Source organism: Halorarum sp. SLYT50 (assembly GCF_059821265.1).
The window spans coordinates 1,606,997-1,626,630 of sequence record NZ_CM187555.1 but is presented as its reverse complement, the minus strand read 5'-3'; the positions used below and the strand labels follow the sequence as shown (position 1 = coordinate 1,626,630).

Sequence of the window (19,634 nt, the reverse complement as noted above, 5' to 3'; positions counted from 1 at the left end):
CTCGTTCGCTCTCCCCGGGCGCTCACTCGGCTTCGCCCGCCCGGTGTTCGGAGATTATCTCGTCGACCATCGCGGCGGTCTGCTGGCGCTCGCGGTCCGCGGCGCGCTCCTCCCAGCCGGCGACGAGCGCCTCCACGTCGCTCTCACGGGCGACCGCCAGTTCGTCCACCTCCTGCATCTGAACGTCCTCCGCCGGGCCGACCGGGATTCCGTGTTCGAACAGGACCGCGTCGGCCGCGTCCGACAGGCCGCCCGAGCGGAGCACCGCCCGCGGCTCCGTCTCGGCCAGCCGTTCTGCGGTCGCCCGCCCCGCGCCCGACGCGTCGCGGAGGTACACCACGTCGCCCGCGGCCAGCCCGTACTGCTCGTCGGCACGCTCGACGGCCCGCGTCGTGAACTGCTCGACCACCTTCACGGGCACCAGGTCGCGCCCCTCGGCCACGTCCGCGAAGTCGTCGTGGTCGAGCTTCCACAGCGTCTTCAACCGCTCCAGCTTCGACTCGAGTGCCTCGACCCGCTCGTCCGCCTCCTCGCGCTCGCGCTCCAGCCGGTCGACCTTCCGGCGCAGGCGGGTCACCTCCCGGTCGCGGCGCGCCTCGCGCCGTTCCTCCCGGCGTGCGTCGGAGAGTTCCTCCTCCAGTTCCTCGACCCGGTCGTCGCGGGCCTCGAGGTCCGACTTCAGGTCGTCGGCGTGGTCCTGCAGGCGTTCGACGCGCGACTCCAGTTCGCGGACCCGCTTCTCCTCCTCGCTGAGTTCGCGCGGCTCGTGTCCCCCCGACTCCTCCTCGTCGTCCTCCTCGTCGTCCAGTTCCCGGAGAACCGCCTCGACCGACTCCTCGTCGGCGACGACGCGGGCGACGACTTCGTCGCGCTCGATTCCCGCCGGCACCTTCCGCGTGATGCGGTCGAACTGGTCCTCGTGGGCGTCGTACGCGTACAGCGCCGCCGCGAGCGCGTCCCGTTCGTGGTCGTTCTCGTAGCGGACGTCCTCGGTCCGCTGGAGTTTGTGGTCCACCGGGAGGTCGACGTCCGGCGCCCAGCCGGCGGCGTCGAACGAGCGGCGGAACTTCTCGACCGTCTCGGGCATCGGGTTGACGTCCGCGGCGACGACGACGGGGCGGCCGCGCTCGACGAGCCACTCGATGACCTCGGCGGTGTCCGCCGTCCGCGTCGAGAGCACGTCCAGCGGGTTGCCGTCCAGGTCGAGCACCGCCACGGCGGTGGTCGTCCCGGGGTCGATGCCGACGATGACGTGGTCGCGCCGCTTCACCAGCGGTTCGAACTCGATGCCGTCGCGCCGTTCCCGCTCGATTTCCACGCGCGTGTCGCCCGACCGGTTCCGCGAGACGGGGATGTCGCTCGGCCGCGCCTCGACGGTGAAGACGGCGTTCGAGAAGCCGCCGTACTTCTCGGTCGCGTCGCGCTCGTACTCGAGGTTCGCCTCCTTCAGCGCCGACTCCACCTCGCGGGTGCGTCGCTTCACGTTGCCGTGGATGCGGCGGGTGTAGCGGTCCTGGCTCCACCCGCCCTTCCCGGTCGACCGGCCGCGGGAGACCTTGACGGTCGTGGTGTTCGTGAAGGCGGACACCTCGTAGCCGACGTTCGCGGCCGCGAGACGGGCGGCGGCCTCGGCCTCCTTCATCGGGTCCTTCCCGTACGGGACGCCGTGGCGCGAGGCGACCCGCGAGAGCGGTTCGGGCCGCTCCGCGCCGGTCACCTGTACGAGTCGCGTCCCGACCGGGAGCGACCGGAGGAACCGGACGAGTGCGTCCTTGTCCTCCGCGAGTTCGTACATGTTGTCCGTCGCCACCAGCGCCGGCTCTTCGGACTCGATGAGCCGACGGAGCTTCCGGTGGCTCACCACGTCGCGTTCGATGGACTCGCCGTCGAACTTGACGAGGGCGTAGGAGGGGGCGTCGCCCCGGATGTCACCGCTCTGGATGTCGACCCCGTACACGAGGGAGTCGAGCACGCTCGTCCGGGCGTTCACGCAGCCGTGTTAGGGGTTGGTAAGTAAAAAGGCCGCGCCGCCGTCGACCCGCTCCTCGCGGTCGGTTCCCGCTGGGCCTCCTCGCGTTCCGGCTCGCGCCCGCCTCACTCCGCGTCGGTCTCGGGAAACGGAACCTCGATTTCGTCGCCGTCGTCGGGCGCGAACACCTCGCCGTCGAACGCCTCCCGCGCTTCGGACTCCAGCAGACCGGCCCGGGCGGCGTACCGCGACGAGATGTGCGTGAGCGCAAGCCGCTTCGCACCCGCTCGGCGGGCGACGTCGCCCGCCTCGGACGCCGTCGAGTGGGCGGTCTGGCGCGCGCGGTCGCGGGCCTCGTCCGCGAACGTCGCGTCGTGGACCAGCAGGTCCGCGCTCTCGGCCGCCTCGACGACGGTGTCGACCGGCCGGGTGTCGCCGGTGTAGACGAACGTGCGGCCGGGGCGAGGGGGTCCGACCACCCGCTCGGGAGTGACGACCGTGCCGTCGTCGAGTTCCACCCGCTCGCCCGCGTGCAGCCGACCGTACAGCGGACCGGGCGGGATGCCGAGGTCCTCCTCGGCCTTCTCGCGGTCGAACCGGCCCTTCCGGTCGTCCTCGACGAGTGCGTACCCGACAGAGGTGGTCCGGTGGTCCGTCTCGAACGCCCGTACCTCGTACTCCTCGCGTTCGAGCGCCACGCTCCCCGGGGACACCTCGTCGATGCGGACCGGGAACGTCGGGTCGTGGCCGACGGCGTGGACGAGTTCGCGGACGTGTCGGCGCGACCCGGGCGGGCCGTGAATCGCCAGCGCCGACTCGCGGTCGTTGAAGTCGAGGCTCTGCACCAGCCCCGGCAGGCCGAGCACGTGGTCGCCGTGCAGGTGCGTGAGAAAGACGTGAGAGAGACCGAACCCCGTGCCGAACCGCATCATCTGCCGCTGGGTGCCCTCGCCGCAGTCGAACAGCAACTCGTCGCCCTCCCGGTTGACGTGGATCGCGCTGGGGGCGCGCTCGACCGTCGGTACCGCCCCGCTCGTCCCGAGGAACGTCACCCGTAGCGTCATGGCCGTGGCTCCGACAGCCTGCGGTGAAACGCTGTCGAAGCGCGGTCGGGTGCTGGCCGCGGGGTGCGGGCTACGCGGGGGCGTCGGTCGGCGTCGTGGTCGCGTTCGCCGCGGTCCCGCCGTCCGCGCCGCTACTCCCACCGCCGGAGTCGTCCGCGTCGTCGGCGCCATCGCCGTCGGCCGCGCCGCTCGCTCCCGCCGACCCGCCGACGGCGACGCTCCCGCCGCCGCTCGCGCCCCCGGAGAACGGGCCGGAACTGTGACGCGCGAAACTCGACCCGACGTACTCGCGGTCGTGGAACAGGAGGAGCGTGTAGTCGTCGTCGGGGAACGTGAGGTTCGCGACGAACCGCGCCTCCGTCCGTCCCTCCGAACAGGCGGTCGCGTTCTCGTCTCCGCCCTCGGTCCGCATCCGGAGGGCGTACGTGCCGGGTGCGATACCGTCGAGGCGTCCCGACAGCGTCGCCCCGGGTTCGGCGACGGTGAGATTCTGTCGGAGCGTGAGGTCGGTGCCGGAGCCGTTGGGCGCGGCTATCGTCTCGTCGGGCGGGGCGTCGGGGTCGCGCGCGGCGGGGTCGACGCAGTCGACGCCCACCGTCTCGAACGAGGCGAGACGGGCCTCGTCCACTGGCTGGCTGGCGAACGGGTCGTCGAGCGAGAGGGTCGCGGCGACGCCGACGCCGCCGAGGGCGGTACCGACGACGAACGCGAGGAGGGCGGCCGCGAGGGTCGGTCTGGAGACCATGCGCCAGCGATTCCGCGCGCGGTGTAAGAACTTTCTCCTCGACGCGAACGGCTACCTTCATACCCGTCGGTCCGCTACCCCCGGCCGATGGACGGCCCGCTCTGGACCGAGACGCACGCCCCGACGCTCGCGGACGTCCCGCAGGCGGAGGTGCGCGACCGCCTGGCGCGCGCCGTCGACGAGCCGATGAACCTCGTCGTGCAGGGGCCGCCGGGCGTCGGCAAGACCGCCGCGGTCCGGGCGCTCGCCCGCGAGGCGCACGCGGACCCCGACAACGACCTCGTCGAGATAAACGTCGCCGACTTCTTCGACCGGACGAAGAAGGAGATACGCACCGACCCCCGCTTCGAGCCGTTCCTCGAGGGGCGGAGCCGGATGGCGAAGCGCGACATGATAAACCACGTGCTCAAGGAGTCGGCCGCCAACGCGCCGATGTCCGGGGAGTACCGGACGCTCCTGCTCGACAACGCGGAGGCCATCCGCGAGGACTTCCAGCAGGCGCTCCGGCGCGTTATGGAGCGGCACCACCGCACGACGCAGTTCGTGATTACGACCCGCCAGCCCTCGAAGCTCATCCCCCCCATCCGCTCGCGGTGTTTCCCGGTGCCGGTGCGCGCGCCGACGACCGACGAGACCATGGGCGTCCTCCGGGACGTCTGCGAGGCCGAGGCGGTCGAGTACGACGACGACGGCCTGGAGTACGTCGCCAGCGCGGCCGCGGGGGACCTCCGCCGGGCGGTGCTGTCCGCACAGACGACCGCGGTCGAGCACGGCGAACTCACGATGCAGGGCGCCTACGAGACGCTCAACCACGTCGGCAGGGACGAACAGGTGTTGGAGGCGCTGACGGCCGCCCGGGCGGGCGAACTCGCCGACGCCCGGGGCGCCGTCGACGACCTGCTCCACGAGGAGGGGTTCGACGGCGGCGACCTGCTGCGCGAACTGCTCCGCGTCGCCCGCTCGAAGTCCGACGCGGACGCCGCGTCGGTCGCCCGCCTCCACGCGCTCGCGGGCGAGGCCGACCTCGACCTCTCGCGGGGGACCGACGACCGCCTCCACCTCACGCACCTGCTCGCCGCGTGGGGGGCGGGCCGGCGGACGTTCGAGACGCCCGTCCGCGGCGTGGGCGCGTGACGGTGCCGGTATTCCCGTCGCGCCTCGCGCCCGGCACGCGCCGGTTCGCGCTCCCGCTCCTCCTCGTCGCGGTGCCGGCCTTGTTCCTCTTCCCACCGCTCGGCGTCCTGCTCGCACTCCTCGCGGGGTTCGTCGTCTGGTTCTTCCGCGACCCCGACCGGACGCCCGCCGGGGAGGGTGTCGTCTCGCCGGCCGACGGCCGCGTCTCCGTGCTCCGCGAGGAGGGCGACCGGGTTCGCGTCGGCGTGTTCATGAGCCCGTTCGACGTGCACGTGAACCGCGCGCCCGTCGCCGGGCGGGTGACCCGCCTCGACCACCGCGGCGCGGCACACCGTCCGGCGTTCGCCAAGGACTCCGACCGGAACGAGCGGGTCGAGTTCGGGCTCGCGACTCCTGACGGCGCCGAGGTCGGGGGCGCACTCGTCGCCGGCTGGTTCGCACGCCGCATCACCCCCTACGTTTCGACTGGAGACGCGGTCGAGCGCGGCGACCGCGTCGGGCACATCGCGTTCGGCTCTCGCGCCGACGTGGTCCTCCCCGAGTCGTACGACGCGAGCGACGTGCGCGTGGCGAAGGGCGAGACGGTCAGGGCCGGACGGTCGGTACTCGCGCGGCGGGACTGACCGCTCGGCGCGTCCTGCTCACGGGAGAACCGGTCCGCCGGTCGCCACTCAACCCCGTTCGAGCACGTGCACGTGCCGGACGAGCGAGCGGTGGACGCGCCGCTCGAACAGGTCGGTGACGCGCCACCCCGCCCGGAGCGCCGCCTCGCGCCACGAGCGGTCGGCCACGAGCACGCCACGGGGGGCGACGCGCGCGGCCTCCGAGAGCGCGCCGGCGACGAGGTCCGTCAGGTCGTGGCGCGCGATTTTCGACTGGCGGCCGTACGGCGCGTCGAACACGACGCCGTCGACGGCGTCGTCGCGGAGGGGGAGCGCCGTGGCGTCGCCGCGCACCACCTCGCGGTCGGCGTCGGGAACGTAGTGCGCGAGGTTCTCGCGCGCCCCGCGGACCATCTTCGCCTGCGCGTCGACGCCGACGACGGCGCTCCCGACGAGGCCGGCCTCGACGAGCACCCCGCCCGTGCCGCACATCGGGTCGAGCACGCGGCGACCCGGTCCCGCGCCGGCGACGTTGGCGTACGCCCGGGCGTCCATCGGGGCCATGCTCCCCGGCTGGAAGAAGGGGCGGTCGGTGGGCTTTCGCGTCCCGAAGTCGCGGACGGACTCGGCGACGACCCAGCCGACGAGGCAGGTGTCGCCCGCGAACAGCACCCGGAGGACGTGGTCGGGGTCGTCCAGGTCGACGGCGAAGCCGCGGTCGACCAGCGCGTCGCCGCACGCCCGTTCGGCCTCGCGCGTGCTGACGGCGGCGGAGTCGCGGACCACCCGCGCGCGAACGGCGACGCTCCCGCCGCGGACGCCCGCGAGGTCGGACGCGGCGACGACGGCGCGCGCGCTCCGCGGGTCCGCGTCCGTCCGTCCGAGGAGGTCGACGACCGAGCGGGTGTACGCCAGTCGGCGCGCGGCGCCCCGGTCGACCGCGTTCGCGACGGCCAGCCCCGGAGCGACGACGTCGACGCCGACGGCCGCGCTCTCGGCCTCGCGGGCCGCGAAGTCGTCCTCCTCGCCGGCGAGTTCCAGCCCGTACACGTGCGCCGCTGAGTCGCCGGTCGCCATGAACCCCCCGACTCCGCCGAACGCTCGTCGGTCGCGGTGCGCCGCTCCCGGCACGGACCCGCTCCGTACCTCTCCCGTCCTCCTCCACTCACGTGCCTCGTCGCGCCCCGCCCGCGCGACCGACCAGAGCGGACACGCGAACCGTCGCCGCCCGGCGGTACTACTTTAAACCTTAAATACGACGTTTAAGTCGATACATGGTGGATCCGAAGGAGACGATAAACATCGAGAACGTCGTCGCGTCCACTGGCATCGGGCAGGAGCTCGACCTCCAGACCGTCGCCATGGACCTCGAAGGGGCGGACTACGACCCCGAGCAGTTCCCCGGGCTCGTCTACCGCACGCAGAACCCGAAGAGCGCAGCGCTCATCTTCCGGTCGGGCAAAATCGTCTGCACGGGAGCGAAGTCGACCGACGACGTTCACGAGGCGCTCCACATCGTCTTCGACAAACTCCGCGACCTCCAGATTCCCATCGAGGACACGCCCGACATAACCGTCCAGAACATCGTCACCTCGGCGGACCTGGGGAAGTCGCTGAACCTCAACGCCATCGCCATCGGGCTCGGGTTGGAGAACATCGAGTACGAACCCGAGCAGTTCCCGGGACTGGTGTACCGACTCGACGAACCGGACGTGGTCGCGCTCCTGTTCGGCTCCGGGAAGCTCGTCATCACCGGCGGGAAGGAACCCGCGGACGCCGAGGCGGCCGTCGAGGTCATCACCGACCGCCTCTCGGACCTCGGTCTGCTCGGGTAGCGCATGCTCCCGCTGCAGGTCACGCCCGTGCAGGTGGTGGGTGGGTTCCTGCTGCTCGTCGTCCTCTCGACGTTCGTCGCCAACACCGCCGCGTACTTCGTGCTCGGCGACGCCGCGGAACTCCGCCGCGCGGTCGGGCCCGGGCTGGCGATGGCGACGGCGATGCTCACGCTCGTCGTCCTCCCGCCGTACGCGGTCATCCTGCTCGCGCTGGTCGTCGACTTCGTCGCCGTCACGCTGTCGTACGGCCTGTCGCCGCGCGGGGCCGCGACGGTGACCGCCGTCCACTACGCGCTGACGCTCGTGCTCGCCCTGTTCGTGAACTACACGCTCGCCCTCTACCAGACGGCGCCCGGATGAGATGACCCCGCGCGCCGCCCTCCGCTCGCTCGTCTGGAACGCCGACGAGCGCCGCCCGCCGGCTCACGTCAGGCTGGTTCTCGCCACCGTCGTCCTGTTCGTCCTGTCGTTCGCCGTGAGCGTGGCCGTCACCGCGGTTCGCGGCCCGAGTCCGCGGACCGGTCCGATCGGCGCGCTCGCGACGGGCGCCGCGGTGACCGCCGGCGTCCTGGTCGCCGCCCGATACGTCGACAGGCGGCGGCTCTCCGACCTCGGCCTCCGGGTCGAACACGGCTGGCTCGCGGACCTCCTCGCCGGACTGGCGCTCGGGCTGGCGCTCCAGACGCTCGTGGCCGTCGTCGGCTTCCTCGCGGGCTGGTTCCGACTCGTCGGCGTCGCCGTCGGCTCGCCGGCGGCGTTCGCGGGCCTGCTCGTCGTCTATCTCGCGGTCGGCGTCTACGAGGAACTGCTCGTGCGGGGTTACCTCCTCACGAACGTCGCGGAGGCGCTCGGCGGCTACCTGAGCGACCGGGGGGCGGTCGCGGGGGCGCTACTGGTCAGCGCGGGCGTCTTCGGCGTCGCCCACTGGGCGAACCCCGCCGCCTCGCTCGTCTCCACGCTCGGCGTCGCGCTCGCGGGGGTGTTCCTCGGACTCGGGTACGTTCTCACCGGTCGGCTCGCGCTCCCAGTCGGCGTCCACGTCACCTGGAACCTCGCGCAGGGGATGGTGTACGGCCTGCCGGTGAGCGGGACGACCGCCGGGGCGCGCCTGCTCGACTTGGACCCCGTCGGACCGCCCGTCGTCACCGGCGGGTCGTTCGGGCCGGAGGCGGGCCTGCTCGGCATCGCCGCACTCGCGCTGGGGACGGCGGCGACGGTGGCGTGGGCGCGCTGGACCGGCGGCGGCGGCGTCGACGGGCGCGTGGTCTCGCCGGACCTCCGCTGGCGCGAACGCGGAGAGGAACCCGAGGAGGCTACTCCACCAGCCGCTCGATTTCGGTGACGAGCACGTCGCTCGCGCCCGCCGCCTTGAGGTCGGTGATGACCTCGAACACCCGCCGCTCGTCCACCACGGCGTGGACCGCGACGTGCTCCCCGTTCTGGCTCGGGTCGCTGGAGTCGGCCACGTCCATCACCGTCGGCCCGCCCATGCCGGGGATGACGTCCTTCACCTCGTCCAGCCTCTCGCGCGGCGCGTTCATCATGAGGTAGCGCTTCCCCTCGGCGGCGACGACGGACTCGAACGCGGTGGCGACCTGCGTCACCTTCGCGTCCGTCGCCGTGTCCGGGCGCGCGAACAGGCGGACGGAGGAGGCGAGCACCTCGTCAACGACGGCGAGGCGGTTCACCTGGAGCGTCGTCCCGGTGGACGTGATGTCGACGATGGCGTCGGCCATGTCGACGTGGGGGGTGAGCTCCGTCGCGCCCGTCACCTCGACCACTTCGGCGTCGATGCCCGCGTCGTCGAGGTACTCGCGGGTGACGCGGGGGAACTCCGTGGCGACCGTCCGCCCGGCCACGTCGCCGGGTTCGGTGATGTCGCCGCCCTCGGGGGCGGCGAGCACGAGTCGACACCGGCCGAACTCCAGGTCGAGGAGGTCCACCAGGTCGTGGCCCGACTCGCGGGCCTGGTCGAGGCCTGTCACGCCGGCGTCGGCCGCGCCGTCGGCGACGTACTCCGGGATATCGGCCGCGCGAGCGAACAGCACCGACACGTCCGGGTCGACCGTGTCCGCGTACAGCTGGCGGTCGGCCGTCTCCTCGACGTGCAGCCCCGCCCGCTCGAGGAGGTCCATCGTCGGCTCGTGCAAACGCCCCTTGTTGGGCACGGCGATGCGCATGTCCGGGGCGACGGCGCGGGCGCACAACGCTCTTTCGGGAACCGAGGTCGCGCCCGTCGCCGCTCCGGTCGACGGATTGAGTACGGGGCCGGCCGACGGTGGCGGCATGAGTACCCTCGCGCTCACCGACGGATTCGTGCTGACGCCCGGGTTCGCGGTCGAGGAGGCGGACGTGCTCGTCGACTCGGACAGCGGCGACGTCGTGAAGGTGGGTCCGGACCTCGCTTCCGACGCGGACGACACGCTCGACGCGGCCGACGGACTGGTGATTCCGGGACTGGTCAACGCCCACTGTCACGCCGCCATGACGCTCCTGCGCGGCTACGCCGACGACAAGCCGCTCGACGCGTGGCTCCGCGAGGACGTGTGGCCCGTCGAGGGCGCGCTCCGCGGGTCGGACGTGCGTGCCGGGACCGAACTCGGTCTCGTGGAGATGATTCGCTCCGGCGTCACCGCCGTCGGCGACATGTACTTCCACGTGGGCGAGGTGGCGGCGGCGGTCGACCGCGCCGGCATCCGCGCCCGCGTCGGACACGGCGTCGTGAGCGTCGGCAAGGACGAGGAGGGGGCGCAGGGCGACCTCGACGAGTCGTTCGCGGTGGCCCGACAGTTCGACGGGGCCGCCGACGGGCGCGTCCGCACGGCGGTGATGCCCCACTCGCTCACCACCGTCGACGAGGACCTCCTCCGGCAGGCCGCAGACCGCTCCCGCGAGGCCGACGTCCCGCTCCACTTCCACCTCAACGAGACCCGCCAGGAGGTCGACCCGGTCCTCGAGGAACGCGGGGAGCGCCCGAGCGCGTACGCCGACGACTGCGGCCTCCTCCGGGGCGACACGTGGGTCGCACACGGCGTCCACGCGGACGAGTCGGAGATAGCCCTGCTCGCCGAACGAGGGGTGAGCGTGGTCCACTGCCCGGCGTCGAACATGAAGCTCGCGTCCGGGATGGCGCCCGTCCAGGCGATGCTCGACGCGGGGGTGAACGTCGCGCTCGGGACGGACGGCGCGGCGTCGAACAACGACCTCGACCTGTTCGACGAGATGCGCGACGCCGCGATGCTGGGCAAACTCGCGGCCGACGACGCCAGCGCCGTGCCCGCCGAATCGGTCCTCCGGATGGCGACGGAGAACGGGGCGCGCGCGCTCGGGTTCGACTCCGGACGGGTCGAGGCGGGCGCGAACGCCGACCTCGCGGTGGTGGACCTCGCGGCGCCGCACCTGACGCCGCACCACGACCTGGTGTCGCACCTCGTGTACGCCGCCCGCGGGAGCGACGTGCGCCACACGGTCTGTGACGGGCGCGTCGTGATGCGCGACCGGGACGTGCTCGGGTTCGACGAGGGTGAGGTCCGCGAGCGAGCCGAGGAGGCGGCCGCCGCGGCCGTCGACCGCGCCCGGGAGTAGCGCCTTCCGCCGCGCGACGCCTCGCGAATCCGCCCGGGGGTGTGCGTCCTCGCGGGCGGGCGACGCGCTCCTTCGGCGGGGTTAAGGCGGGCACCGCCGAACCGCGAGCCATGAGCGAGAGCGAGCCGTACCCGCCTGTCACGGACCACCTCGACGACCCCGAGTCGGCCGCGGCCGAGGGTCGCCGGAAGATGGAGTGGGCGCTCCAGCACATGCCCATCCTGTCGCGCCTCCGCGAGGAGTTCCGCGAGTCGAAACCGTTCGAGGGGCAGGTCGTCGGCATGGCGATGCACGTCGAGGCGAAGACGGCGAACCTGGTCGAACTGCTCGCGCTCGGGGGGCGGAGGTCGCCATCACCGGCTGTAACCCGCTGTCGACGCACGACGACGTGAGCGCCGCCCTCGACGCCAACGACGACGTGACCTCCTACGCGGTCCGGGGCGTCGACGACGACGACTACTACGCCGCCATCGAGGCGGTCATCGCCCACGACCCCACGGTGACCGTCGACGACGGGATGGACATGGTCGCGGCCATCCACGAGGAGCACCCGGACCTCATCGACTCCATCGTCGGCGGCTGTGAGGAGACGACGACGGGCGTCCACCGCCTTCGAGCGATGGACGCCGACGGCGCGCTGAACTACCCCGTGTTCGCGGTGAACGACACGCCGATGAAGCGGCTGTTCGACAACGTCCACGGGACGGGCGAGGCCAGCCTCGCCACCATCGCCATGACGACGAACCTCTCGTTCGCCGGCAAGGACGTCGTCGTCGCGGGCTACGGCTACTGCGGGAAGGGGGTCGCGAAGAAGGCGGCGGGCCAGAACGCGAACGTCGTCGTCTGCGAGGTGGACTCCCGGAAGGCGCTCGAAGCCCACATGGAGGGGTACGACGTGATGCCGATGGCCGAGGCGGCCGAGATGGGCGACGTGTTCGTCACGACCACCGGCAACCGCGACGTCGTCACCGAGGAGCACTTCGAGCGGATGAACGACGGCGTCCTCCTCGCGAACGCCGGCCACTTCGACGTGGAGATAAACCTGGAGCAACTCGACGACATGGCGGTCGACCGCTACGAGGCGCGCGACGGCGTCGAGGCCTACGAGATGGCGGACGGTCGCCGGCTGAACGTGCTCGCGGAGGGTCGCCTCGTCAACCTCGCCGCACCCATCGCCCTCGGGCATCCGGTCGAGGTGATGGACCAGAGCTTCGGCGTCCAGGCGGTCTGCGTCCGCGAACTCGTCGAGAACGGCGAGGAGTACGACGCGGGCGTCCACGACGTGCCGGACGAGTTGGACAGGGAGGTGGCCGAGATAAAACTCGCCGCCGAGGACGTCGGCTTCGACGAGTTGTCGGACGAGCAGCGCGAGTACATGGGGTCGTGGCAGCACGGGACCTGAGCCCCCCGAGCCGAGCGCCTGCGGCGGCCGCGCTACCGTGCCGCTCGCCTGACCGACTAGCGGACCGACGGCCGACGAGTCCACGGCGGGGTCACAGCGCGATACGCGCCACCGTCGAGTACGCCGGACCGTCGTCCGTGAGCGTGCTCTCGGTGAGCCGTACCTCCTCCACTCGAAACCGCCCGACCGTCGGGTCCGTCTCCGCGATGACCGACTGGACCCGCTCTTTCCCGCGCGCGTCGTCCATCCTGGCGAGCGTGACGTGGGGGTGAACTCGTGGTCCTCGGCGTCGAACCCGAGCGCCGTGGTCTCGCGTTCGACGGCGTCGTGGAGCGCGGTCAACTCCTCGCTCCCGTCGCGCACGCCGACCCAGACGACGCTGATGTACTCCGGCGAGGGAAACGCGCCGACCCCGCCGAGTTCGGCGTCGAACGGGGCGACGTCGGCGTCGTCGACGGCGGTTTCGAGGGCGGCGACCACTCCTTCGACGTCCGCCTCGGGCGTGTCACCGAGGAACTTCAGCGTGCAGTGCGCTTGCTCCGGGTCCGTGAACCGGAGGCTCTCGACGCCCCGGAGCGTGTCTTGGACGTCCGCGAACGCCGGTGCGAGGGCGTCCGGCAGGTCGACGGAGACGAACAGGCGCGGCATACCCTCACGTGGGGCCGAGCGGTGAAAAGTCGGACGCGCAAGCCTTACCCGCGCGCTCGGCCAATCGGGCGGTAATGAGCGACGAGGACCCGGAAGACGGACGACGGCACGCGTTCTCCGCCGGACAGGGGCTCGACGAGGAGTACGAGGAGTTCACCCTCGACCCCGAGGAACTGAACGCGGACCCCTCGCAGGTGGACCCCGTGGACACGCGCGTCGTCACGGACCTCCTCGACGAGCGGAACATCGCCAAGGACCAGGTCGACGTCGAGAGCCTCGTCGACGTGGGGCTGTCGTACATGGGCATCAACCGCTTCGAGGCGGCGACCGAGACGTTCCAGCGAGCCGCGCAGTTCGCCGAGGAAGACTCCCTGGAGGCACAGGAGGCCTGGGTGAACAAGGGCGCGGCCCACGCGCAACTGGAGGAGTGGGACGAGGCCATCGGCGCGTACCGCGAGGCGCTCCGCATCGACGACGACTCCGAACACGCCGCGAGCGCCGAGACGAACCTGGCGTACGCGCTCCACGAGTCGGGCCAGACCGAACAGGCGCTCGAACACGCCGAGCGCGCGGTCGAAATCGACCCCCGCTTCCCGCAGGCGTGGTACAACCGCGGGTTCTTCCTGGCCGAGCGTGGCCTCCTCGAAGAGGCCGTCAACGCGTTCGACAACGCCGTCCGCCTCGGCATGCGCACCTCGGAGGTGCTGGAGGAGAAGGCGCGCGCGCTCGACGAACTCGGCGAGGACGAACGCGCCGAGGAGGTCGCCGAACGGGCGGAGGAACTCCGCCAGCAGGCCGAAGAGGAACTCGTGGAGGAGTACGGCGAGCGGTGATGCTTCTCACGGAGCGCGACACGCCCGAGGGAACGCTCGTGTCCGTCTGCGACGCGGACGTGCTCGGCGAGACGTTCGAGCGCGGGGAGGTCAGGCTGGAGGTCACCGAGGAGTTCTACGGCGGCGACGACGCCGAACCGGCCGACGAGGAGGCCGTCGTCGCCAGCCTCCGCGAGGCGACCACCGCGAACCTCGTCGGCGAGGAGTGCGTCGGCGTCGCCGTCGACGCCGGCATCATCGACGCGGACCGCGTGCTCGACGTGGGCGGGACGGTCCACGCGCAGCTGCTCTGGTTGTAGTCGTAGCGTCCCGGGCAGGGGTCACAGGACGCTCAACAGCAGCGAGAGGGTCCAGAACACGACTCCCACCAGTATCGACGCCAGTAGGACGAGCGCCATCCACGCCCGGCCGGTAGTGGGGAGCGAGGGGGTGCGCGTGGGGAAGTACGGGGAGAGCGGGTCGTTCCGCTCCGGTTCGCGGTCCGCCATGTTCGACGGTTCGGCCGACCACGTAATCAGTCTTGTCGACGCGTCACGCGTCGGTCGCCGCGTGTTCCGTTCGGGCCGGCACACCCGTTTTGTCCGCGTTCGGAGACGGTAGCGCGTGGTCGACACCCGCCTGCTGGTTCGGATCGACGCCCTCCTCGGACTACTCGCGCTCGCACTCCTCCTCGCTGCGTTCTACCTGGTCGCCGGGATTCCCGTCGTCGGCGCCGTCGCACTCCCCGTCGTCGTGCTCGGTCGCTACGCGCTGCTGTCGTACGTCGGGGGGTTCCTCGTCGGCGTGCGCGACACGGGAGTGGACGGTCCGGAGTAGCGGGCGCACCGGCCGCCGGTCGGTGTTGTTGAAGTCGGGTCGGTGGACGAACCCGTCGGGGCGGCCGACGCGCGAAACCGTCGACGGTTACGTCGTCCGCGGAACCGAAGGGATGTTACCCTTCCATCCCTTCGTTCTCCACAATGGGAACCTCAGAGCAGGAACCGTACCCGCTCGACGTCGAGGCCGTCCGCGAGGACTTCCCTATCCTCGATCGGAAGGTCGGCGGCGACGTCACCACGCCCGGCGAGAGCGAGGGCGACACGAAGCCGCTCGTCTACCTCGACAACGCGGCCACCAGCCAGACCCCGAGACGGGTGGTCGAGGCCATCACGGACTACTACTACTCGTACAACTCGAACGTCCACCGAGGTATCCACCAACTGAGCCAGGAGGCCAGCGTCGCCTACGAGAACGCCCACGACCGCGTGGCGGAGTTCGTCGGCGCGGCCGGCCGCGAGGAAGTCGTCTTCACGAAGAACACGACGGAGGCCGAGAACCTCGTGGCGTACGCGTGGGGGCTGAACGAACTCGGACCGGGCGACAACGTCGTCATGACCGAGATGGAGCACCACGCCTCGCTCGTGACGTGGCAGCAGACGTGCAAGAAGACCGGCGCGGAGGCGCGCTACGTCCGGGTGGACGACGACGGTCGCCTCGACATGGACCACGCGCGCGAGTTGATAGACGACGACACGGAGATGGTGAGCGCGGTCCACGTCTCGAACACGCTCGGGACCGTGAACCCGGTCGCCGACCTCGTCGACCTCGCGCACGACCACGGCGCGTACGCCTTCATCGACGGTGCGCAGTCGGTGCCGCACATGCCCGTCGACGTGGGCGAGATGGACGCCGACTTCTTCGCGTTCTCGGGCCACAAGATGTGCGGCCCGACCGGTATCGGCGTGCTGTACGGGAAGGAGGCGATTCTCGAGGAGATGGAGCCGTACCTCTACGGCGGCGACATGATTCGGAAGGTCACCTACGAGGACGCCCAGTGGGAGGACCTGCCGTGGAAGTTCGAGGCCGGCACGCCCGTCATCGCGCAGGGCGTCGGCCTCCACGCGGCCATCGACTACCTCGAGGCCGTCGGCATGGAGAACGTCCACGCCCACGAGTCGCTGCTCGCGGAGTACGCGTACGACCGGTTGACCGAGTTCGACGACGTGGACGTGTACGGCCCGTCGGGCGACGAGCGGGCCGGCCTCGTGGCGTTCAACCTCGACGACGTCCACGCGCACGACCTCTCCAGCATCCTCAACGACCGCGGCGTCGCCGTCCGGGCGGGCGACCACTGCACCCAGCCGCTCCACGACACGCTCGGCGTCGCCGCCTCCGCCCGCGCGAGCTTCTACCTCTACAACACGCGCGAGGAGATCGACGAACTCGTCGACGCGGTCGACGACGCCCGCCAGCTGTTCGCCTGAGCTTTTCTCGTCGGTTCTCCTCGGGAGTGCGCCTCCGGCGCGCTCCCTGCGGCGACCGCTCCTCGAAAAAGTCAGACGAGAAGAGTCGCTCGCTCGGGCCGACGACCGAACGGAGCGAGCGAAGCGAGCCGAGTGAGAGGGGAGCGCTCTCGAGCCACATTCTGCCGAGCGGGCGGCTCTGCCGCCCGCGCAGCGCAGACGGTGGGGCGGAACGCTTTTCGGGCGGACTCGCCTAGCTTCGCCCGATATGGGAATCGGCGGCGGCTCCGACATGTACCGACAGCAGATACTGGACCACTACAAGAACCCGCGCAACTACGGCGAGATGGACGACCCCACGTTCTCGCACACGGGGGAGAACCCCTCCTGCGGGGACACTCTCCAGGTCGACGTCCGCCTCGCGGACGACGGCGAGACCATCGAGTCGGTGGCGTTCTCGGGCGACGGCTGCGCCATCTCGCAGGCGTCGGCGTCGATGCTCTCCGAGCGCATGCCGGGGATGACGCTCGGCGAACTGGAGGCGATGGACACCGACGACGTGGTCGAGATGCTCGGCGTCGACATCTCGCCGATGCGCATCAAGTGCGCGGTGCTCGCCCGGCAGGTCGCACAGGACGGCGCGAAACTCCACGAGGGCGACATCGAGGACCTCGACGTGACGCGAACCGAGGACGACGAGTAGCGAGCTCCGCTCGCGCTCGCACGCTCGCCGCCACCCGCCTTCCGTTCTCCCTTTTTCTTCGTGCCGTGACGCCTGGGGCGGCCACCTACCCGACGAACTCCTCGACCGCCGGGGGGAGACGCCGTCGGACCAGCGCGTACGCCGCGCCGAGGACGACGCAGGCGACGCACACCGTTCGGACGACGCCGCCGAACAGGAACACCCCGGGGAGCGCGCCGACGGCGGTGACGAGGAGGTCCTCGGGCGCGCCGTCGTACCGGATCAGGTAGCGCGGCCGCCACCACCGACCGCGCAGGTGGTCGTACACCGCCTCGTCGGACGTGCGCTCCCACGGCCGTATCTCGTCGCCCGCCCCGAGCACGTCGCTCGCCGCGTGGACGGCGAACGCGAGCGTGGCCGTCGCCGCGGCGGCGGTCGCGGGCCCCGGGACGACCGCCGCCGCGGCGACGGACGGGAGCGCGAGCGCCCACCCGAGCACCGGGAAGTGGAGCGTCCGGCGGTGTCTCCCGACGAACAGGTCGACGTCGGGTACCACACCGCCGACCGCCCCGCCGAGCGCCGCCGGGACGGCCAGCGCCGGCGCGAACGCGAGGAACGGAAGCGCGAGGCAGACGCCGACGACGACGTGGGTGAACACCATCACGACGCGTGACCTCCGGTGCCCGGACGGGACGCCGCGCGTCCGCTCGTCCGTCTCATCTCGCCGACCTCATCTGTCCGTCCGTTCGCCCGCACGGGCTTGAATGGCTCGCCATTCACCGTGCGGCGCTCGGGGCTCGTCGTGTCCACCCTGCCGTGCGGCGACGTGACGCCGACGCTCGCGGTCGGTGGGGGCCGCGACCGGTGCGACCGGCGTGTGAGCCCGGAGCGACGAAAACGAAAACGAGAGCGCTCGACTTACTCCGGCTTCAGGCCGCCGTCCTGTACGCGCATGACCGCCTCGCCGTCCGCGAGGTTCGGGGCGTCGACCAGCCGGACGATGCGCTTGTCGCCCTTCGACTTCCGGAGGTAGATACGGAACGTCGACTTGTGCCCGAGGATGTTCCCGCCGATGGGCTGGGTCGGGTCGCCGAAGTACGAGTCGGGGTTGGAGGCCACCTGGTTCGTCACCAGCACCGCGACGTTGTGGAGGCTGCCGACCTTGTCGATGTCGTGGAGGTGCTTGTTGAGTTTCTGCTGTCGCTCGGCGAGTTCGCCGCGGCCGACGTACTCCGCGCGGAAGTGCGCGGTCAGCGAGTCGACGCACAGCAGGCGGATGGGGAACTCGCTCTCGGCGTGTTCGCCGACGAGGTCGTTCGCCTTCTCCGCGAGCAGCATCTGGTGGTTGGCGTTGAACGCCTTCGCCACGTGGATGTGGTCGAGGAAGTCCTCGATGAGGCGGGTCATCGCCTCCTCGTCGCCCGGTCCGCCCTCGACTTCCAGTTCGCGCCGCTCGAACTCGGTCTCGAGCAACTCGTCGTCCAGTCCCCGAACCATGTCGTCGATGCGCTCCGGGCGGAACGTGTCCTCGGAGTCGATGAAGATACAGCCGCCCTCCAGCCCGCCGTGCTCTCGGGAGAGTTGGACGTTGACCGCCATCTGGTGGGTCACCTGCGACTTGCCCGAGCCGAACTCGCCGTACACCTCGGTGATGGACTGGGTCTCCAGCCCGCCGCCGAGCAGGTCGTCGACCTCGTCTATCTGCCACGAGAGCTTGCCGATCTGCTGGCGGCGCTCGAGCACGGTCGCGCCCGTCTCGAACCCGCCCACGTCGGCCGCGTCGCGCGCCGCGTTGATGATGTCCGCCGCCGTCGAGTCGCCGATGTCGGCCGTGTTGCCCATGTCGCCCGGGCTGGCCACCGCGATGGCCTGATAGCTGTCGAATCCCGCCTCGACCAGTTTGTCCGCCGTCGCGGGCCCCACGCCCGGGAGGCTTTCGAGGTCGTCGTCTGGCATCGTACCTCTGGCTTGTGCTCCTCCGCACATAAACCCTCGTTAACACCACAGTGGAAGTGTAATCGCGGTGCGGGAACGAGATGGTTTCGGGTCGGTTCCGAGGGTTCAAACGATATGGGCCGAAAGAATCGACGAGCGCGACCGGCTCACGGTCGGTGCTACGGTTCGCCCGTCGGTCGGCACGTCACCCCCACGGGTGCCCGCCGCGCGCGTCGGGCCACAGGGGGTACCAGTACTCCTTCTCGGGTTCGACGTCGAGTTCGCCGTCGAGCACCGACTCCAGTTTGAACTCCAGTTTCTGGTCGTGTTCGCCGTCGTCGGGTGCGAACGGGTAGTACGCCCCCCGTCGGAACGAGTACACCCAGTAGGCGCGCTCGCCCGTCGCCCCGACCCCCCCGCCGCTGCGCTCGCGGCTCCCACCGGTCGCCGCTCGCGTCTCCGAGGCGGTCGTTCCGCTCCCGCCTCGCTCCCGCTCGAACCCGAAGACGGCCGCGAGCAGGCGCGAGCCGTACCCCCGTTCGACGAACTCGTCGGCGGCGAAGTGAACGGACGTGACGAGGTCCTCCGGGTCGTCGTCGGAGAGCACGACCCAGTGGTAGCCGTGGTCGTCTGCGTACCGTCGGAAGTCGGTGCCCGTCTCCTCGGCGCCGGCGTCGAGGATGGCCTCGACGGCGTCGACGGTGTCGGCGAAGTCGGTCGAGTCGACCGAGGAGAAACAGAGGGCGGCCTCTCCCACCGAGCGGAAGCCGAGGTCGGCCTCCATCGTGACGTACGCGGTGCTCATCCCGAAGAGGTCCTCGGGGTCCGCCTCGCGGGCGGCGTCGGTCTCGGCGTGGATGCCCAGTACCGCCTTCACGGAGTCCAAGATGCCCATACCGCCGCTTGGCGCTCGGGCGTATAGTTCCCGGCGGTCGCGCGCGGTCCGACCTCCGTCCCGGTGGAGGCGGACCCCTTCGG

Annotated in this window: 20 protein-coding genes and 2 pseudogenes; 12 read left to right on the top strand and 10 right to left on the bottom strand. The window is 71.3% G+C overall.

From position 1 onward, the window contains the following. Positions 1-22 precede the first annotated feature (22 nt). The 3 genes from AC6RUA_RS08565 to AC6RUA_RS08555 all read right to left on the bottom strand — a co-directional run bounded on the left by AC6RUA_RS08565 (position 23) and on the right by AC6RUA_RS08555 (position 3,778). Complete coding sequence (locus AC6RUA_RS08565) at positions 23-1,990, bottom strand: DUF460 domain-containing protein (RefSeq protein ID WP_499812609.1); 1,968 nt, start codon at positions 1,988-1,990, stop codon at positions 23-25. 104 nt (positions 1,991-2,094) lie between these two features. Next, the gene (gene rnz / locus AC6RUA_RS08560) at positions 2,095-3,033 is read right to left on the bottom strand and encodes a ribonuclease Z (RefSeq protein ID WP_499812608.1); all 939 of its coding nucleotides are present in this window, start codon (positions 3,031-3,033) and stop codon (positions 2,095-2,097) included. Positions 3,034-3,103: 70 nt separating this feature from the next. After that, positions 3,104-3,778: a hypothetical protein gene (locus tag AC6RUA_RS08555; protein ID WP_499812607.1), complete on the bottom strand. Its 675-nt coding sequence runs from the start codon at positions 3,776-3,778 to the stop codon at positions 3,104-3,106. 87 nt (positions 3,779-3,865) lie between these two features. On the opposite strand from AC6RUA_RS08555, the gene AC6RUA_RS08550 reads away from it, so the two are divergent. Together AC6RUA_RS08550 and AC6RUA_RS08545 are read left to right on the top strand one after the other, a co-directional pair. After that, entirely contained in the window at positions 3,866-4,912 is a 1,047-nt protein-coding gene (locus AC6RUA_RS08550; RefSeq protein WP_499812606.1) for an AAA family ATPase, read from the top strand. After that, positions 4,909-5,535 (top strand): protein sorting system archaetidylserine decarboxylase, encoded by a 627-nt coding sequence (locus AC6RUA_RS08545; RefSeq protein ID WP_499812605.1) that lies wholly within the window; start codon positions 4,909-4,911, stop codon positions 5,533-5,535. The genes AC6RUA_RS08550 and AC6RUA_RS08545 overlap by 4 nt, the downstream gene beginning before the upstream one ends. 48 nt (positions 5,536-5,583) lie before the next feature. On the opposite strand, the gene AC6RUA_RS08540 is transcribed toward AC6RUA_RS08545, so the two are convergent. Continuing rightward, the gene (locus tag AC6RUA_RS08540; RefSeq protein ID WP_499812604.1) at positions 5,584-6,591 is read right to left on the bottom strand and encodes a methyltransferase domain-containing protein; all 1,008 of its coding nucleotides are present in this window, start codon (positions 6,589-6,591) and stop codon (positions 5,584-5,586) included. Between the two features lie 197 nt (positions 6,592-6,788). On the opposite strand from AC6RUA_RS08540, the gene AC6RUA_RS08535 reads away from it, so the two are divergent. The 3 genes from AC6RUA_RS08535 to AC6RUA_RS08525 are packed head-to-tail and all read left to right on the top strand — an operon-like array spanning position 6,789 to position 8,691. After that, positions 6,789-7,349 (top strand): TATA-box-binding protein, encoded by a 561-nt coding sequence (locus AC6RUA_RS08535; RefSeq protein ID WP_499812603.1) that lies wholly within the window; start codon positions 6,789-6,791, stop codon positions 7,347-7,349. A 3-nt stretch (positions 7,350-7,352) separates the two neighbouring features. Further along, complete coding sequence (locus tag AC6RUA_RS08530) at positions 7,353-7,709, top strand: DUF7473 family protein (RefSeq protein ID WP_499812602.1); 357 nt, start codon at positions 7,353-7,355, stop codon at positions 7,707-7,709. A gap of 1 nt (position 7,710) precedes the next feature. Continuing rightward, positions 7,711-8,691: a CPBP family intramembrane glutamic endopeptidase gene (locus AC6RUA_RS08525; protein WP_499812601.1), complete on the top strand. Its 981-nt coding sequence runs from the start codon at positions 7,711-7,713 to the stop codon at positions 8,689-8,691. On the opposite strand, the gene hisG is transcribed toward AC6RUA_RS08525, so the two are convergent. Further along, entirely contained in the window at positions 8,663-9,529 is an 867-nt protein-coding gene (gene hisG, locus AC6RUA_RS08520; protein ID WP_499812600.1) for an ATP phosphoribosyltransferase, read from the bottom strand. The two genes, AC6RUA_RS08525 and hisG, sit on opposite strands and share 29 nt — an antisense overlap. Before the next feature lie 106 nt (positions 9,530-9,635). Here hisG and AC6RUA_RS08515 point away from each other — a divergent pair, with 106 nt between their 5' ends. Together AC6RUA_RS08515 and AC6RUA_RS08510 are read left to right on the top strand one after the other, a co-directional pair. After that, positions 9,636-10,934: an amidohydrolase gene (locus AC6RUA_RS08515; RefSeq protein ID WP_499815425.1), complete on the top strand. Its 1,299-nt coding sequence runs from the start codon at positions 9,636-9,638 to the stop codon at positions 10,932-10,934. Between the two features lie 110 nt (positions 10,935-11,044). Further along, positions 11,045-12,336, top strand: a pseudogene (locus AC6RUA_RS08510) (adenosylhomocysteinase). Positions 12,337-12,427: 91 nt separating this feature from the next. Here the strand turns inward: AC6RUA_RS08510 and thpR are convergent. Then, positions 12,428-12,984: pseudogene (gene thpR, locus AC6RUA_RS08505) on the bottom strand (RNA 2',3'-cyclic phosphodiesterase). 74 nt (positions 12,985-13,058) lie between these two features. On the opposite strand from thpR, the gene AC6RUA_RS08500 reads away from it, so the two are divergent. Together AC6RUA_RS08500 and AC6RUA_RS08495 are read left to right on the top strand one after the other, a co-directional pair. Beyond that, a complete protein-coding gene (locus AC6RUA_RS08500) occupies positions 13,059-13,817 on the top strand; it encodes a tetratricopeptide repeat protein (protein ID WP_499812599.1) in 759 nt (252 codons plus the stop codon). Then, complete coding sequence (locus tag AC6RUA_RS08495; protein ID WP_499812598.1) at positions 13,817-14,116, top strand: DUF424 domain-containing protein; 300 nt, start codon at positions 13,817-13,819, stop codon at positions 14,114-14,116. The genes AC6RUA_RS08500 and AC6RUA_RS08495 overlap by 1 nt, the downstream gene beginning before the upstream one ends. 21 nt (positions 14,117-14,137) lie before the next feature. Here the strand turns inward: AC6RUA_RS08495 and AC6RUA_RS08490 are convergent, their stop codons facing one another. Beyond that, positions 14,138-14,305: a hypothetical protein gene (locus AC6RUA_RS08490; protein WP_499812597.1), complete on the bottom strand. Its 168-nt coding sequence runs from the start codon at positions 14,303-14,305 to the stop codon at positions 14,138-14,140. Between the two features lie 115 nt (positions 14,306-14,420). On the opposite strand from AC6RUA_RS08490, the gene AC6RUA_RS08485 reads away from it, so the two are divergent. The 3 genes from AC6RUA_RS08485 to AC6RUA_RS08475 all read left to right on the top strand — a co-directional run bounded on the left by AC6RUA_RS08485 (position 14,421) and on the right by AC6RUA_RS08475 (position 16,742). Then, positions 14,421-14,633 (top strand): hypothetical protein, encoded by a 213-nt coding sequence (locus AC6RUA_RS08485; protein ID WP_499812596.1) that lies wholly within the window; start codon positions 14,421-14,423, stop codon positions 14,631-14,633. A 143-nt stretch (positions 14,634-14,776) separates the two neighbouring features. Beyond that, positions 14,777-16,060, top strand: a complete 1,284-nt coding sequence (locus AC6RUA_RS08480) for an aminotransferase class V-fold PLP-dependent enzyme (RefSeq protein ID WP_499812595.1) — start codon at positions 14,777-14,779, stop codon at positions 16,058-16,060. Between the two features lie 253 nt (positions 16,061-16,313). Then, complete coding sequence (locus AC6RUA_RS08475; protein WP_499815424.1) at positions 16,314-16,742, top strand: iron-sulfur cluster assembly scaffold protein; 429 nt, start codon at positions 16,314-16,316, stop codon at positions 16,740-16,742. Positions 16,743-16,827: 85 nt separating this feature from the next. Here AC6RUA_RS08475 and AC6RUA_RS08470 read toward each other — a convergent pair whose 3' ends face one another. From AC6RUA_RS08470 to pspAB, 3 genes are all read right to left on the bottom strand, one after another. Next, positions 16,828-17,382 (bottom strand): metal-dependent hydrolase, encoded by a 555-nt coding sequence (locus AC6RUA_RS08470; RefSeq protein WP_499812594.1) that lies wholly within the window; start codon positions 17,380-17,382, stop codon positions 16,828-16,830. A gap of 257 nt (positions 17,383-17,639) precedes the next feature. Beyond that, positions 17,640-18,677 carry a DNA repair and recombination protein RadA gene (gene radA, locus AC6RUA_RS08465; protein WP_499812593.1) on the bottom strand — a complete coding sequence of 346 codons (1,038 nt, stop codon included), beginning with the start codon at positions 18,675-18,677 and terminating at the stop codon, positions 17,640-17,642. A 184-nt stretch (positions 18,678-18,861) separates the two neighbouring features. Continuing rightward, positions 18,862-19,551, bottom strand: a complete 690-nt coding sequence (pspAB, locus tag AC6RUA_RS08460; protein ID WP_499812592.1) for a PspA-associated protein PspAB — start codon at positions 19,549-19,551, stop codon at positions 18,862-18,864. Between the last annotated feature and the right edge of the window lie 83 nt (positions 19,552-19,634).